The following is a 15,362-nucleotide window of genomic DNA, read 5'->3' as shown; positions in this document are numbered from 1 at the left end:
GGGCGTCCGCCCCCCAGGGAGACGGACGCCCGACTGACGCGTCGCCTACGCGGCCTTTATTCGTGCTTGAGGCTCATCTTGTAGACGAGGGTTCCAAGCAGGGCCAGAAACACCAGCGCGCCAAGGATGGCGCCGACATCCATCAGACTCATGTCCGACTCCTCGGGGGGTGTCCCCAAGTCGCCGACGGGCGGCTGCCGTCGTCCGCCGGGTTTGCGTCCGGCGATCTCGTGCGGCGTCCGGGGCCCGGGCGGGCGGATGGCGGGTCCGGGTCTCGTCGATCAGGCGCTTGCCCCGGGGGCGGGCGTCCGGTCACAACGGAAACACGAGGGGCGTTGGTTGCGGGGGTTGTCCAAACCAGGGCCGTTTCGCCTCTTCTCAACCATGCCGTCCCGTCGTCCGCTCTCCGAACAACATTCCGAACGCGGCGGCAGGCCACAAGGCCCGGGTACGCCCGGCCCGGGCCACTGGCAAGGCCTTCTTGGGAAAAAAATCACAGGAAGCTCGGGATGTGGCCGCATCCTGTCGTTATATTGCGACAATTATTTCAAAAAGAAATTTTCATTCATCCGCCCCCGACCCCGGCGGCGCGGCCTGGGAAAGTCAATCCGCCCATCCGGGCCAACGCGCCGAGGCCTGAGCGAGCAAGGCTGGGCCGCCATGGGGCCGATGGCTAGTGTAGCATCCCTTAAAACATACGAGAGTATTATTTAAGAAAACCACATGATTTTAATATGATGCTTACGGAATGTCGTATGTGCTTCTCGCGGACGCGACGCTAGCGGGCATAGAGCAGGAAATCGAGAAACACCGCGGCCAAGGGCCGGGCGTCGGTCGGCATATGGGCCATGGTCCGGCCGTTCCAGTCGGACACGGCAAAGGCCAAGACGTTCTCCCCGGGCCGGGCCTGGAAGGTCAGGGCCGCCGCCACCGACGGCTCCAGCCAGCCGACCCGGGGCAAGGGGCCGTAGGTCGCCAGAACGCGCCCGTTGAGGGAAACCGTCACCAACTGGTCCGGCAGCGGGTTCATGAGGCGAAAACGCAGGGTGTAGGGCCGGGCCGCGTCGCTGGCGAAGGCCACCCGGCCTTCGGGGCCGAGCAGCCAGCGCCAGGCCCCCTTCTCGTCGTGCTCCAGCCCTTCGATATTGGTGAGCACGGCCGGAGTCGTCTGGCGGAAGGTGAACAGATCGAGCATGGCCAGGGGCGCTGGCCGGCGGCTGTCGCAGCCAAGCACCGCCAGGGCCAGCAGCAGGGCCAGGACACAGGTCGCGGCGCGTGTTGTCATGATCCGCCTTCCTTTCCCGCGACGGCGGAAGCCGTTACGGCTTCCTCTAATGGGATCACCTTCACGTCCAGGCGCTTGAAACCCAAGGTGGATTGGTTGCCGCCAGCGAAATCCGCCGTGTACGGGGCCAGGACCATCTCCACCCGGATGGTCAGGCGCTTGTACGGCTCGCGGCGCTCGGCCACGAAGCCCAGGTCCACGGCCGGGCTTGGCCCCGTCAGCCGGGCCGCTTCCACGAAGGACTCGTCGTTGAAGCGGTAGCGCACCACATAGGTGTTGCCCCGGCCGGTGTTGACGAGTTCCTGATGGCAGACCACGAGCTGGGGTCCGGCCACGTGGTTTTCGATGACGTATTCAAAGCCGCCCTCGCCGGTGTCGGCCGGGCCGGCTGCCCCGCCCCAGTCCGGGTTCAGGGTCAGGCCCCAGGCCCGGTCCACGCCGGCGAAAAAGCTCGTCAACCCGGCCTCGGCCGTGGCCGTGTAGGGCAGTGCGCCGATGGCCGGCAACGGCGTCTTGGCCACGTCAAAGCGGTAGACCGCCGCCTGGAAGGTCTTCTCGACGCTGGCCGGCGCGCCGTAGCGGGCCAGGAATTCGGCCTCGGTCTTGGCGAAGCCGCCAAAGGAGCCGCTGCCCGAGACGAACCGCACCGGGCGAACGGCCTGGCCCTGCTCCACGGCCTGGGCGCGGATGCGATCCCCCGCGCCATACTGGTCGGCGTACCAGTAGTAGCCGTTTAACGTGCACATGTCGCAAAAGACCACGGCCCCGTCCTGGCCGATAAGCGGCGGCAGATTGCGGGCCAAGGGCTTGGACAGGGTGAAAAAGGGCAGGATGGCCGTGTCCGGGGCGTAGAAGGCGTCGTAGCGGGGCCCAAGCATCCAGGCCCCAAGCCCGGTGGCCAGCACAAGCGCTGCGGCCGCGGCCGGAACCTGGGCGGCCACCCGGGCCGACAGGCGCGCCGCCGCCAGCCCGAAGGCCATGGAAAACGGCACGAGCAGAAACGACAAATGCCAGACATTGAAGGCGTAGTAGTCGTATTTGGTGGCTCCCAGAAACACCACTGGCAGCACGCCCAGGCACAAGACGACCCGCCCCAGGTTGGAACGCAGCCGGGCCGCCAGGACCAGCCCGACCAGGACGATCAGGGCGAAAAACACCGCAGCCGGCCACTGGTGCGGGAAGAACCACAAGGTTTCGCCGACCTTGGCCAGCATGTTGCCGGCCGCCTCCAGATAGGAATAGCCCATGAACTGGCCGCGATGGGTGCGCAGCAGGCGGCTGATGAAAAACGGCGCCACCAGGCCCACGGCCAGGGCCGAACCGGCCAGGTAGAGGCCGATGTCGGGCCAGGGCCGGCGGCCGCCCCGACGCGGAGCGATCCACAGCACGGCCGCGAACTGGGAGGCCAGGATCATAAACGAGACGTAGTGCAGGCTGGTCATGACCAGATTGACGCCGACCAGGCGCAGCAGGTCGCGCCGGGAGCCGCTCTGGGCCCAGGCCAGGAGGAAACCGGTGGAGCAGATGAGGAGAAAAACGAGGATGGCGTACATCCGCACCACCCGGGACACGTACAGCGCCAAGGGCGTGGCCGCCAGGAAGGCCATGGCGAACAGGGCCGGGGCCAGGCCGGCATGGCGGCGGGACAGGACAAAGATCGCGGCCACGCTGGCCAGGCCAAAAGTCGCCGAAAGGCTGCGCAGGGCGAAATCCGACACGCCGCAGGCCATCAGGAGTTTGACCAGCAGATAATACGTGGGCGGGTGCACCTCGGAGGTGGTGACCAGATCGAAGAGGTAGGACACCGGATGGCGGGCGGCCATGGGCACGAGAATCTCGTCGAGCCACATGGACGGCGTTTCCAGGTGGAAAAAGCGCAGCCAGGCGGCGACGAGCAGGATGGCCCAGAAGACGGCCCGCACGGCCGGCCCGTCGTCGGCAAGGCCGGGCCGGCCCGGATCGGACCTGACGGCCGGAGAAAAAGGCCACAAGAAGCGCGACAGGGTCACGGCGGCGGTCCTCCCGAGGCGGCCGTCGATGGCGGCGTCGCCTGCGTCAAACAGGTGCGGCGGCGCACAGGCCGTGCGCCGCCGCGTATGAAGTCCGTAAGCTCTCGCGTCCGGCTCAATCCTCGGCGCGAATCTCGTCGTCGGTCAGGTAGCAGGCCGGATCGGGCGCCCAGACGTCGTCGTACACGGCCTCGGCCCGGGCCCGGAAGTTGCCGCCGCAAATCGACAGGTAGCGGCAGGTGGCGCAGCGCCCCTTCACGTGCTTTTTCTTGTCCTTGAGCTTGGCCAGCAGTTCGATGTTCGGGTCGTCCCAGATCTCGGAGAACGGACGCTCGCGCACGTTACCGAAAACATGGTGCCGCCAGAACTGGTCGGGATGGACCTTGCCGTCCCAGGAGATGCAGCCGATGCCCCGGCCGGAGTTGTTGCCTTCGTTAAAGGACAGCAGCTCCATGACGTCGGCGGCGCGGGTCGGGTCCTCGCGCAGCAGGCGCTGGTAGACGTAGGGGCCGTCGGCGTGGTTGTCCACGGTGAGGACTTCCTTGGGCAGGCCGGCGTCGTGCAGGGCCTTGGTGCGGTCCATGATGAGGTCCACAATCGCCCGGGTGGCGGCGTGGTCAAGGTCCTCGGCGATGAGTTCCGAACCCCGGCCGGCGTAGACCAGATGGTAGAAACAGATGCGCGGCACTTCGCGTTCGCGCAAGAGGTCAAACAACAGCGGCACTTCGGAGGCGTTGCGCTTGTTGATGGTGAAGCGCAGGCCGACCTTGAGGCCCTCGTTCTGGCAGTTCTCGATGCCTTCCAGGGCTTTTTTGAACGAGCCGGCCACGCCGCGAAACTTGTCGTGGACCTCTTCGCCGCCGTCCAGGGAAATGCCGACGTAAGAAAGGCCCACGGACTTGAGTTCCCGAGCCTTGTCGCGGGTAATGAGCGTGCCGTTGGTGGAAATAACGGCCCGCATCCCCTTGGACACGGCATGGGAGGCCAGTTCGGTCAGGTCCTTGCGCACCAGCGGCTCGCCGCCGGAGAACAGCATCACCGGCGCGCCGTAGGCGGCCAGATCGTCGATCATGGCCTTGGCTTCGACGGTGCCGATGTCGTCGGCGCCCTCGGGGTCCACGGCCTTGGCGTAGCAGTGCACGCACTTGAGGTTGCACCGGCGGGTCATGTTCCAGACCACGACGGGCTTTTTGTCCTTGGAAAATTGCAGCAGGTGCGACGGGAGCTTGCCGGAATGCCGACCGTAGCGCAGGGCGTCGGAAGCCTCCACGCCGCCGCAGTAAAGCTTGGATATGCCGATCATGAAGAGTCCTTTGTTCGATGGGTGGGATGGGCCTATAATACATTTTGCCGGCCGGCGGTAGGGGCCGGCCGGGAGAAAAACCCGGCCGGCCCACGGCCAATGGACTAGTGGGGAAAAGGCGTCAGGCCTCCCCTAAAACGTGACGTCGGTCACGCTTTAGGGGAGACATATCAGGAGATTATCCCTTGCACCGGCGGCAACGCGGGAAAGGGAAAAAGCCTCAGGCCCGTGGCGCGGCCCCCTTGGGCGGGAAGGGTTTGATGCCCCAGATGTCGCGGGCGTACTCGCGGATGGTGCGATCCGAGGAAAACCCGCCCATGCGGGCCACGTTGAGGGCGGCCTTGCGCATCCAGACGTCGGGGTTGGCGTACTCCATGCCGATGCGTTCATGGGCGTCGAGATAGGTCATGAAATCGGCCAGATGCAGGTAGCGTTCGTTTCGCGACAAGAGCTTTTCGAACATCCAGTGGAACACGGCCGGCTCGTCCGGGGAAAAGCGCCCGGCCGACAAGGCGTCGAGAACCCGGCGGATTTCGGGGTGCTTGCGGTAGTATTCCCAGGGGTCGTAGCTGCCTTCGCCAAGCAAACGCTCCACCTCCGGGGTGGTCAGGCCGAAGAGGTAGAAGTTTTCCGCGCCCACGGCCTCGCGGATCTCGATGTTGGCTCCGTCGAGGGTCCCCACGGTCAGCGCGCCGTTTAAGGAAAACTTCATGTTGCCTGTGCCCGAGGCCTCGGTGCCGGCGGTGGAGATCTGTTCGCTGACGTCGGCGGCCGGGATGAGCTTTTCGGCCAGGGACACCCGGTAGTCGGCGGCAAAGACCACCTTGATCCAGTCGCTGGCCCGCTTGTCGGCGTTTATGACCTTGGACAGGCGGCAGATGAGGTGGATGATCTCCTTGGCCTCGAAATAGCCGGGCGCGGCCTTGCCGGCGAACACGTAGACGCGCGGGGCCGGCGGCACGTAGCCGTCCTCGGTCACGCGCAGATAATCGTGGATGACGTGCATGGCGTTTAACAGCTGGCGCTTGTATTCGTGGATGCGCTTGGCCTGCATGTCGAAGACGGCGTCGGGCGAGACCACGATGCCGGTGGTCTTGGCGAAATAATCCGCGAGCTTGGCCTTGGCCGCCCGCTTGACCCCGGCGAAGCGCTCCCGAAACGACGGGTCCTCGGCCAGGGGGGCGAGCTTTTGCAACTGGTCGAGGTCGGTGATCCAGTCCTCGCCGATGGCTTCGCTGATAAGGCCGGACAGCCCGGGGTTGGCCTTGTACAGCCAGCGCCTGGGCGTGATGCCGTTGGTCTTGTTGTTGAATTTGCCGGGCCACAGGGCGGCGTAGTCCGGGAAGAGCACTTTTTTCACCAGCTCGGAATGGAGCTTGGACACGCCGTTGACCGAGTGCGAACCGACCACGGCCAGATGGGCCATGCGCACCTGCTTGCCGCCGTTTTCATCAATAAGCGACATGCGCCGGATTTTCGCCTCGTCGGTGACGCCCGAGGCGCGCACGGTATCGAGGAAGCGGCGGTTTACCTCGTAGATGATCTGCAAATGGCGCGGCAGCACCTTCTCCATCAGCTCCACCGACCACATCTCCAGGGCTTCGGGCATGAGCGTATGGTTGGTGAAGGCGAGCGTCCGGGTGACGATGTTCCAGGCCCGGTCCCAGGGCACCCGGCGTTCGTCGACCAGAAGCCGCATGAGCTCGGCCACGGCCAGGGCCGGGTGGGTGTCGTTGAGCTGGATGGCGGTGAATTCCGGCAGCTCCTCAATGTTGCGGTTCTGCTTGAGGAAGCGGCGGGTGATGTCGCGGATGGAGCAGAAAACCAGGAAGAACTCCTGCACCAGCCGCAGCTCCTTGCCAAAGGAGATGGATTCGCTGGGGTAGAGCACCTTGGAAATGAGTTCGGAATAGACCTTCTGGTGGATGGCCTTGATGTAGTCGCCTTGGTCAAAGATCTGCATGTTGAAGTTGTCGGTGGATTTGGCGGCGAAAAGGCGCAGGTAATTGACGGTGCGGTCGCCGTAGCCCACGATGGGGATGTCGTAGGGCACGCCGACCAGATCCTGCCAGTCCACCCACAAGGGCAGATAGCCGCCGTCCGGGCCTTGATGGTCCTCCACCCGGCCATAGAGCGGCACAATGACGGCCTGGTCGCGGCGTTCCAGTTGCAGGGGCATGCCTTCGGCCATCCAGTAGTCCGGCCGCTCCACCTGACGGTCGTTTTCGATGGACTGCTTGAAAAGCCCGTATTCGTAGTGGATGCCGTAACCGCAGCCCGGCATGTCCAGGGTGGCCAGGGAGTCGAGGAAGCAGGCGGCCAGTCGGCCCAGGCCGCCGTTGCCCAGGGCCGGGTCGCGCTCGTGCTCGCGGATTTCCTCCAGGGAAAAGCCCCAGGACTGGAGCAAACCGGCCATCTCGCCCTGCAGGTTCATATTATAGATATTGTTGCCCAGGCATCGGCCGAGCAAATACTCGATGGACAGGTAGTACATGCGCTTGGCCCGGGACTCGCGGTAGCGGTCGCGGGTTTCCAGCATCCGGTCGACCAGCCGGTCGCGCAGGGTCAGGGCCATGGCCGTGGCCACGTCGCGGCAGCCGGCCTCCTGGCCGCGTTTTCCCAGCGAGTGGGCGACATGTTCGCGGATGGAGCAGGACAAATCGTCGGCGTCTAGGCCATGCACGGGGCAGGAAGCGACAGGCATGCGGTCCTCCTGGACGGGGCTTGAGTCGTAGCCGGGTCATAGCAGCAAAAAGGACGCCCTGTCCAACCAGACGCTAAACTCCGCCCGAACCGTGGCCGATAAGTGACGAGGAGCGGGAAATTTTCCCTCAAGGAGGCGACATGGACGCAGTGAGCGGCGGCAGCGCCAAACCCACGACTTCGGCCTTGGACCAGCAGACCATGGGCGCCCAGGTGGTGACCCAGACCCTGGACAAGCTCAACACCGACGCCAACGGCAAGGTCGACGCCGACTACGATTTTCAGACCAAGGTGCTCTCGGCCATGGGCAAGGGCGCGCATCTCAACACGTCCGCCTGAGGCGGGCGGGGCCTTTTTCCTCCAGGGGCGCGACTCGGAACCTTTCCGGCCGCGCCTCTTGCTTTTCCCGCCGCCCCGTCGCACCCTCCCCCATGGCCGTGATTCTCCATCTCGACATGGACGCCTTTTTCGCCTCCGTGGAACAGCACGACGAACCTTCCCTTAAGGGGAAGCCCGTCATTATCGGCCACCACCACCGGGGCGTGGTCTCGGCCGCCTCCTACGAGGCCCGGGTCTACGGCGTGCGCTCGGCCATGCCCGTGTCCGAAGCCAAACGCCGCTGCCCCCACGGCGTGTTCCTGCCCGGCAACCGCCGCCGCTACAGCGAGGTTTCCCGGATCGTCATGGAAACGCTCGGCCGCTTTTCCCCGCTGGTCGAACCCGCCTCCATCGACGAGGCCTACGTCGACATCACCGGCAGCCAGACCCTCTTCGGGCCGCCCGAAACCATGGCCCGGGCCATGAAGGCCGACATCCGCGAGGCCACGGGCTTGCCCTGTTCCGTGGGCGTCGCGCCGGTCAAATTCATCGCCAAGATCGCCTCGGACTACGACAAGCCCGACGGGCTCACCATCGTCACCCCGGAAACCGCCCTGGATTTCCTGGGGCCCCTGCCCGTGTCCAAGATTCCGGGCGTGGGCAAACGCGCCGAGGAGAGTCTCGCCCGCCTGGGCATCCGGGTGGTGGCCGACATTCGCCGCCACGAGCCGGAATTTTTGGCCCGCCACTGCGGCAAATGGGGCCTGGACCTCTACGACAAGGCTCACGCCCGGGGCAGCGCCGTCGTTTGCACCGACCGCGAAGCCAAGTCCGTCAGCGCCGAGAACACCTTCGAGGCCGACACCGCCGACCGCGACATCCTGGCCGCCTGGCTCCTCAAACAGGCCGAACGCGTGGGCCGCGAACTGCGCCAGGAATCCCTTCGCGGCCGCACCGTCACCATCAAGCTCAAGTTCAACACGTTTAAGCAGATCACCCGCAGCCGCACCCTGGCCGAACCCACCGCCTCGGACAGCGCCATCTTCGAGACCGCCCGGGCGCTGCTCGACGCCGAACCCCTGCCGCACCCCCTTCGCCTCATCGGCGTCGGCGTCTCGCAGTTTGGCGAGCCGCACCGCCAACTCGCCCTCCTCGAACCGCCAGGCAAAACACAAGCCCGACACGACGCCCAAATAGACGCCGCCCTGGACCGCATCCGCGACAAGTTCGGCAAGGCTGCCATCATGCGGGGGAGACTGTTTGAGTACGAACGGAACGGGGAGCGAAAAGAGGAGTAAGAGGCCTCCGGCGGCCGGGGGCCTGAGGCCCCCGGACCCCCCAATGGGGGGAGGGGGCGGGGCTAGTCCGCCGCTCCGCGCGCCCGACAGGCCGGGCACAGGCCGAAGAAATCCAGGCGATGGGAAGTGATGGCATAGCCCGTGGCCTCGGCCAGAGCTAGGGCCATGGCCTCGACGCCCGGCAGGTCGGAATCCGTCACCGTGCCGCAGCCCTGGCAGATCAGATGCGGATGGGGCTTGGGCCGGGCCGCGTCGTAGCGGTTGTCCTGGTTGCTGAACTGCAGCTCCAGCACCTCGCCGCAGGCCTTGAGCGCGGTGAGGGTCTTGTAGACCGTGGCCAGGCTCAAGTCGGGGATGTACGGGAGCAAGCGGCGATGCACAACCTCGGCCGTGGGATGGTCCGGGCTGTCGGCCATGGCGGCCAGAATGGCCTCGCGCTGGGGCGTGACCCGGTAGCCGCCCTCGTGCAGCCGGGCGATGATGGCCTGGAGGCGTTGCGAGCGCGGCGGTTTCATGGCCCTTGCTCCCTGCCGGATGTCGCGTGCCGCCCGGGAGGGACGGCAGCAGTTTTTTTATCAGACAATTTTACGTCTCCGGCAAGGCCCGGCCGGGCGCATATTGCGGCAACCAGCCGTTTGCAGGGAACTGCAGGCCGCACACCTGGGAAACGGCGGCCGTTCCGGGCCGCTCCTGAGCAAGGACGCTAGCGAGCCAGCATGGCCCGCAGGATGTCGGCGCAGCCCTCGGCGCTGTGGCTGGCCCGAAACACGTATTCCACGAACCGGATGATCTGGTAGACCCGGGCGAACTCCAGCTCCGAGGCGTAGGCGGCGGCAATAAGCGAGCGTTTGGAACGCACCACCTTGAGGTGCTGCAGCCGGATCTCGTGCATCCGTCCCTTGACCTCGCCCCGGTCGCTGCGGCCGGCCAGCACATGGTTCACGGTTTCCGAGAGGGCCGGCTCCAAAAGCTCCACCGTGCGCCGGGCCTGGGCCACGCACTCGATCATGGCCTCGGCCAGGTCGCGCGGCATGGCGAATTCGCCAAGTCCCAGCCAGACCACGGCTTCCTGCACGGCGTCGAGGATATTGTCCTGGCTTCGCGTGTAGTTGAGAAACAGCGTCTTGTCGACGACCATGAGAAAGCCGGCCGGCAGATGGTTGCGGATGCGCCGCTTGATCTTGTCGGCCTCGGCTTCGAGGATGTCGATCTCCCCGGCCAGCACCTTGAATCCCGCGTCCTGTCCGGCGGCCAGGCTGCGCCCCAGGGCCTCGCCCAAAAGGGCCATGCCCCGGGAGATGGGCACGTAGTGGTCGAGCAGCCCCGGAAGGTAATCCTGGCGGCGGGGGCCGAGAAATCGCAGGGAAGGACTGAGCATCATGGTCTCCTTGGCGTGGGACGCCCGGTCGGGCGCACGAGGCCAAGGGATGCGGCAAAGGGGACGCCCTGTCAACAGCCCGGCCGCTTTCGACGATTCGGGCCGGACGGTGAGCTGGGAACACAGAAGGAAACAACCGACGACTGGACTGTCCTGTCGCCGGTACGGCCGGCCACCGTCGGCTCGCATCAGGCGGATGCGATTCACCGTGCATGAAAATGCAATAGTTACATATTGTATATTATCGTTGCCGCGGCAACCGCCGCCATCCTGCCCCAACCGTTGCCGACTCGCAAAGATTTCTCGCCCTTTTTGGAGATTATGATTGCGCCAACGTGCCAGCTTTTTTATAAAACAGATATCGTATGCCACCGCCAAGGAGAACTGCCATGCGCCGACTGTTGCTGCGCCCCCTGCCGACCTGTCTGTCTCTGCTCCTGCTTGCCGCCCTGGCCTGCCTGTCCGGTTGCGGCGACCAGGACGCGGCCAAGAAACAGGCGGACGCCAAACCGGCTGAACCGCCGGCGGTGCTGGTGCAGGCCAAAAAGCCCGTGGTGGCCGATGTGCCGGTCTACGGCGAATATGTGGGACGGGTGGCGGCCAAGGAAAACATCGAAGTCCGCGCCCGGGTGGAAGGCTATCTCAAGGAGCGCAACTTCACCGAAGGCGCGCTGGTCAAAAAGGGCGATCTGCTTTTCGTCATTGAGCCGCGCCAGTATCAGGAAAACCTGCAGAAAGCCCGGGCCGAGCTGGATCGCCAGAACGCGCTTCTGGCCAAGGCCAAGGTCGATCTCGGCCGCTTCGAGCAGCTCTATAAGCAACGCGCCGTCAGCCGCGACGAATATGACACCCGGCTGACCAACGAACGCGAGCTGGCCGCCAACGCCGACAGCGCCAGGACCGCCGTGGAAACCGCCGAACGCGACCTCGGCTACACCCGCGTCACCGCCCCCATCGCCGGCCGCATCGGCAAGGCCTACGTCAATGTCGGCAACCTCGTCGGCAAGGGCGACAACACGCTTTTGGCCGAAATCTCCTCCACCGACCCCATGTACGTCGATTTCTCCATCAGCGAACGCGACTACCTCGAATTCACCAAGGCCATCATGGCCAATGGCGACAAGCCCCGGGAATATCCCCTCACGCTCATCCTGGCCGACGACTCCATCTACCCCTTGAGCGGCGACGCCGACATGGCCGACCGGGCCCTGGACGCCAAGACCGGCACCCTGGCCGTGCGCGGCGTCTTCAAAAACCCCCAAGGCGTGCTCAAGCCCGGCCAGTTCGCCAAGGTCCGGGCTTTGCTCGAGTACCGCAAGGCCGCGCTGCTCGTGCCCCAGCGGGCCATCATCGACGTCCAGGGCAGCAAGTCCGTCTACGTCGTGGCCGGCAACGGCAAGATCGAGGCCAAGGCCGTGACCCTTGGCGGCTCCAAGGACGGCAACTTCGTCATCGACTCGGGGCTTACCCCCACCGACATGGTCGTCGTGGAAGGCGTTTCCAAGATCCGGCCGGGCGTGCCGGCCAAGATCGTCGAGGCCGAGGCCCAGACGCCGGCCCAGCCCCCGGCCGCCGCGCCGGCCGCCAAGCCCTAGTGTCGCGTCCACGGAAAACGCCTCCGGCGTTTCGCGGGCAACAGCTTAAAACCATGAAGTTTTCTTAGAAAATACGTGCGTATTTTCTAAGGGACGCAACACCAGGACGCCGCCATGGTCAACTTTTTCATCGACAGGCCGGTTTTTTCCGCCGTCATCTCCATCGTCATCACCCTGGTCGGGGCCATCTGCATCCTCACCCTGCCCATCGCCCAGTATCCCCAGATCGTCCCGCCCACGGTCCAGGTTTCCGCCACCTACGACGGGGCCAGCGCCCAGGTCGTGGAGGAATCCGTGGCCACGCCCATCGAGCAGGAGGTCAACGGCGCCCAGGACATGCTCTATATGAACTCCGTCAGCTCCAACGACGGACGCATGGTCCTAAACGTCACCTTCGACATCTCCCGCGACCTCGATCTGGCCACCGTGGACGTCCAAAACCGCGTGGCCCTGGCCAACTCCCGCCTGCCCTCGGAAGTCGTCAGCCGGGGCATCTCAGTCAAAAAGCAGTCCCCGGACATGCTGCTGGTGATTAACTTAAGCTCCCCCGACGGTAGCCGGGACACGCTTTTTCTCAACAACTACGCCAAGATCAACATCACCGACGCCCTGGCCCGAGTGCCCGGCGTCGGCAACGTGGCCGTTTTCGGCGAGCGCGACTACGGCATGCGCGTGTGGCTCGACCCGGACAAGCTCGCACGCCTGGGCCTGACCTCCTCCGACGTGGCCCAGGCCATCCGCGAACAAAACGTCCAGGCCCCGGCCGGCCAGATCGGCCTGCCGCCCGCCCCCCCGGGCCAGGAATTCCAGCTGTCCGTCCAGGTCAAGGGCCGGCTGGCCGACCCCGAGGAGTTCGCCGATATCATCGTGCGCACCGGCAAGGGGGCGGAGATGGTGCGCGTGCGCGACGTGGGCCGGGTGGAGTTGGGCAGCCAGAGCTACAGCGCGTTTACGCGCCTGAACGGCAACCCCACCTGCACCATCCAGGTCTACCAGCTGCCCGGAGCCAACGCCCTGGACGTGGTGGAAAAAATCCGGGCCATCATGGCCGAGCAGGCCGGCTACTTTCCGCCCGGCGTCAGCTACACCATCCCCTATGACACCACCAAGTTCGTCACCGCCTCCATCCACGAGGTCATAAAAACCCTGTTCGAGGCCGTGCTGCTCGTGCTCATCGTGGTCTACGTGTTCCTGCAAAACGGCCGGGCCACGCTTATTCCCATGCTCACCGTGCCCGTCTCCCTGGTCGGAGCCTTTGCCTTCATGCAGGTCTTTGGTTTCTCCATCAACACCCTGACCCTATTTGGCCTGGTGCTGGCCATCGGCATCGTCGTGGACGACGCCATCGTCGTGGTCGAGGCCGTGCAGCACAAGATCGACCACGAAAAACTGCCGCCCAGGGAAGCCACCAAGGCGGCCATGGCCGAGGTGGCCGGCCCGGTCATCGCCATCTCCCTGGTGCTCATCTCGGTGTTCGTGCCCGTGGCCTTCATGGGCGGCGTCACCGGCCGGCTCTACCAGCAGTTCGCCTTGACCCTGGCCGTGTCCGTGGCCCTGTCGGCCATCTGCGCCCTGACCCTCTCCCCGGCCCTGTGCGCGCTCATCCTGCGTCCGGCCGGCGAAGGCAAGGGCCCGCTTGGCGCGTTTTTCCGGGGCTTTAACCGCGTCTTCGACGCCTGCACCCGCGGCTACGCCGCCGGCGTGCGCGTGGCCATCCGGCGGATGCTGCTCACCATCATCTGCCTTTTCGCCGTGGGCGCGGGGGCCTGGCATCTGCTCGTCACCCTGCCCACGGGCTTTGTGCCCGACGAGGACCAGGGCTACTTCATCGTCAACGCCATGCTGCCCGAAGGCGCGTCGCTGGAGCGCAACGACGCCGTGGTCAAACAGCTGGAACAGACCTTGTCCGCCGACCCGGCCGTGGCCGACGTGCTGGCCCTGGGCGGCTTCAATCTGCTCACCAGCACCTACAGCTCCTACAGCTCGGTCCTGTTCGTCATTTTAAAGCCCTGGGAAGACCGCGCCACGCCGCAGCTCTCCCTGGACGCGGTCATGGACCGCACCCGCAAGCAGTTCGCCGGGGTCCAGGAAGCCATCGTCATGGCCTTTAACCCCTCGCCCATCCCGGGCCTGGGCACCACCGGCGGCTTCCAGTTCGAACTGCAAGACCGCACCGGCGGCCCGGTGGCCGAACTGGCCGCCACGGCCTACGACTTCCTGGCCGAGGCCCGGACCATGCCCGCCGTCACCGGCCTTTTCACCGACTTCAGCGTGGAGGTGCCCCAACTCTTCTACAACCTCGACCGCGACAAGGTGCAGACCTTGGGCATCCCGCCCAAGACCGTGTTCGAGGCGCTGCAGACCTATCTGGGCGGCCTCTACGTCAACGACTTCAACAAATTCGGCCGCACCTACCGCGTCATGCTCCAGGCCGAGCCGCGCTTCCGCACCAGCCCCGCCGACATCGAACGCTTCTACGTGCGCTCCTCGGCGGACGAGATGGTTCCCTTGAGCACCCTGGGCGTAACCAAAGACATCCGAGGCCCGGAATACATCCGCCGCTTCAACCTCTTCCGCACCGTGGAAATCTCCGGCGGCACCCCCGAAGGCTTCTCCTCCGGACAGTCCCTCAAATCCATGGCCGAACTCGCCCGCGACAAGCTGCCCCAGGGCTTCGGCTACGCCTGGACCGGCATCGCCTACCAGGAAGCCACCTCCGGCGGCCAGTCCGTGTTCATCTTCGGCCTGGCCCTGCTCATGGTCTTCCTGGTGCTGGCCGCCCAGTACGAATCCTGGGCCGTGCCCTTCGCCGTCATCCTGGCCGTGCCCATGGCCGTGCTTGGGGCCATGGGCGCGCAAATGCTGCGCGGCCTGGAAAACAACGTCTACGCCCAGATCGGCCTGGTCATGCTCATCGGCCTTGCCGCCAAGAACGCCATCCTCATCGTCGAATTCGCCAAGGCCCGCCACGAGGCCGGCGACAGCCCGGCCGAAGCCGCCGTCTCGGCCTCCATCCTGCGTTTTCGGCCCATCCTCATGACCTCGTTCGCCTTCATCCTCGGCGTCGTGCCCATGCTCGTGGCCAAAGGGGCCGGCGCGGCCAGCCGCCACGCCCTGGGCACCGCCGTCTTCGGCGGCATGATCGCCGCCACCGTCCTCGGCGTGTATTTCGTGCCGGCGCTCTACTGCGGCATCCAACGGCTGGTGTCGCGGGGCGATGTGAAAGGGGAGAAGACAGCGGAATAAAGAAGAATTAAGAAGGATTAAGAGGAAAGATGCCTCCGGCGGCCGGGGGGCTCAGCCCCCCGGACCCCCGATATGGGGAAGGGCAGGACGGGCGCGGCAGCGAAGCGGCGGGATCGGCGCGATCAAAGCCTCGCGCCGATCCCGCCGCTTCGCGATGTCCTGAGCTTGATCGACAGGACAGGGGAAAGCTAAGAACCCTGAGCCTGCCCCGCTCTTCCCCAAAGAAC

10 protein-coding genes are annotated in these 15,362 nt (G+C 65.5%); 4 read left to right on the top strand and 6 right to left on the bottom strand.

Translation table 11 applies throughout. From position 1 onward, the window contains the following. Positions 1-778: 778 nt before the first annotated feature. From DMR_RS02045 to DMR_RS02030, 4 genes are all read right to left on the bottom strand, one after another. Positions 779-1,285 (bottom strand): hypothetical protein, encoded by a 507-nt coding sequence (locus DMR_RS02045; protein ID WP_012750017.1) that lies wholly within the window; start codon positions 1,283-1,285, stop codon positions 779-781. After that, positions 1,282-3,294, bottom strand: coding sequence for a glycosyltransferase family 39 protein (locus tag DMR_RS02040; RefSeq protein ID WP_012750016.1), 2,013 nt, complete (start codon positions 3,292-3,294; stop codon positions 1,282-1,284). The genes DMR_RS02045 and DMR_RS02040 overlap by 4 nt, the downstream gene beginning before the upstream one ends. Positions 3,295-3,409: 115 nt before the next feature. Continuing rightward, complete coding sequence (gene ahbC / locus DMR_RS02035) at positions 3,410-4,597, bottom strand: 12,18-didecarboxysiroheme deacetylase (protein ID WP_012750015.1); 1,188 nt, start codon at positions 4,595-4,597, stop codon at positions 3,410-3,412. 220 nt (positions 4,598-4,817) lie between these two features. Then, positions 4,818-7,301, bottom strand: a complete 2,484-nt coding sequence (locus DMR_RS02030; RefSeq protein WP_012750014.1) for a glycogen/starch/alpha-glucan phosphorylase — start codon at positions 7,299-7,301, stop codon at positions 4,818-4,820. Between the two features lie 140 nt (positions 7,302-7,441). Here DMR_RS02030 and DMR_RS02025 point away from each other — a divergent pair, with 140 nt between their 5' ends. Beyond that, a complete protein-coding gene (locus DMR_RS02025; protein WP_012750013.1) occupies positions 7,442-7,639 on the top strand; it encodes a hypothetical protein in 198 nt (65 codons plus the stop codon). Then, positions 7,636-8,916, top strand: coding sequence for a DNA polymerase IV (locus DMR_RS02020; protein WP_268741125.1), 1,281 nt, complete (start codon positions 7,636-7,638; stop codon positions 8,914-8,916). The genes DMR_RS02025 and DMR_RS02020 overlap by 4 nt, the downstream gene beginning before the upstream one ends. 62 nt (positions 8,917-8,978) lie before the next feature. On the opposite strand, the gene DMR_RS02015 is transcribed toward DMR_RS02020, so the two are convergent. Both DMR_RS02015 and DMR_RS02010 read right to left on the bottom strand, forming a co-directional pair. After that, entirely contained in the window at positions 8,979-9,431 is a 453-nt protein-coding gene (locus tag DMR_RS02015) for a Fur family transcriptional regulator (RefSeq protein ID WP_012750011.1), read from the bottom strand. A 188-nt stretch (positions 9,432-9,619) separates the two neighbouring features. Then, complete coding sequence (locus DMR_RS02010; RefSeq protein WP_232502865.1) at positions 9,620-10,297, bottom strand: DUF47 domain-containing protein; 678 nt, start codon at positions 10,295-10,297, stop codon at positions 9,620-9,622. Positions 10,298-10,683: 386 nt separating this feature from the next. Between DMR_RS02010 and DMR_RS02005 the strand changes: the two genes are divergently transcribed. Together DMR_RS02005 and DMR_RS02000 are read left to right on the top strand one after the other, a co-directional pair. After that, complete coding sequence (locus tag DMR_RS02005; RefSeq protein WP_012750009.1) at positions 10,684-11,889, top strand: efflux RND transporter periplasmic adaptor subunit; 1,206 nt, start codon at positions 10,684-10,686, stop codon at positions 11,887-11,889. Positions 11,890-12,003: 114 nt separating this feature from the next. Further along, positions 12,004-15,135: an efflux RND transporter permease subunit gene (locus DMR_RS02000; protein WP_012750008.1), complete on the top strand. Its 3,132-nt coding sequence runs from the start codon at positions 12,004-12,006 to the stop codon at positions 15,133-15,135. The last annotated feature ends 227 nt before the right edge of the window (positions 15,136-15,362 follow it).

Source organism: Solidesulfovibrio magneticus RS-1, from assembly GCF_000010665.1.
Lineage (GTDB): Bacteria > Desulfobacterota > Desulfovibrionia > Desulfovibrionales > Desulfovibrionaceae > Solidesulfovibrio > Solidesulfovibrio magneticus.
Note: the sequence above shows the minus strand (reverse complement) of the source record. Positions and strands in the feature narration are given on the sequence as shown.

What these genes read in the sequence shown, in the direction of transcription:
- DMR_RS02005 (WP_012750009.1), top strand. Translation starts at nt 10,684, where the DNA reads ATGCGCCGACTGTTGCTGCGCCCCCTGCCGACCTGTCTGTCTCTGCTC.
- DMR_RS02045 (WP_012750017.1), bottom strand. Translation starts at nt 1,285, where the DNA reads ATGACAACACGCGCCGCGACCTGTGTCCTGGCCCTGCTGCTGGCCCTG.
- DMR_RS02025 (WP_012750013.1), top strand. Translation starts at nt 7,442, where the DNA reads ATGGACGCAGTGAGCGGCGGCAGCGCCAAACCCACGACTTCGGCCTTG.
- DMR_RS02000 (WP_012750008.1), top strand. Translation starts at nt 12,004, where the DNA reads ATGGTCAACTTTTTCATCGACAGGCCGGTTTTTTCCGCCGTCATCTCC.
- DMR_RS02030 (WP_012750014.1), bottom strand. Translation starts at nt 7,301, where the DNA reads ATGCCTGTCGCTTCCTGCCCCGTGCATGGCCTAGACGCCGACGATTTG.
- ahbC (WP_012750015.1), bottom strand. Translation starts at nt 4,597, where the DNA reads ATGATCGGCATATCCAAGCTTTACTGCGGCGGCGTGGAGGCTTCCGAC.
- DMR_RS02015 (WP_012750011.1), bottom strand. Translation starts at nt 9,431, where the DNA reads ATGAAACCGCCGCGCTCGCAACGCCTCCAGGCCATCATCGCCCGGCTG.
- DMR_RS02010 (WP_232502865.1), bottom strand. Translation starts at nt 10,297, where the DNA reads ATGATGCTCAGTCCTTCCCTGCGATTTCTCGGCCCCCGCCGCCAGGAT.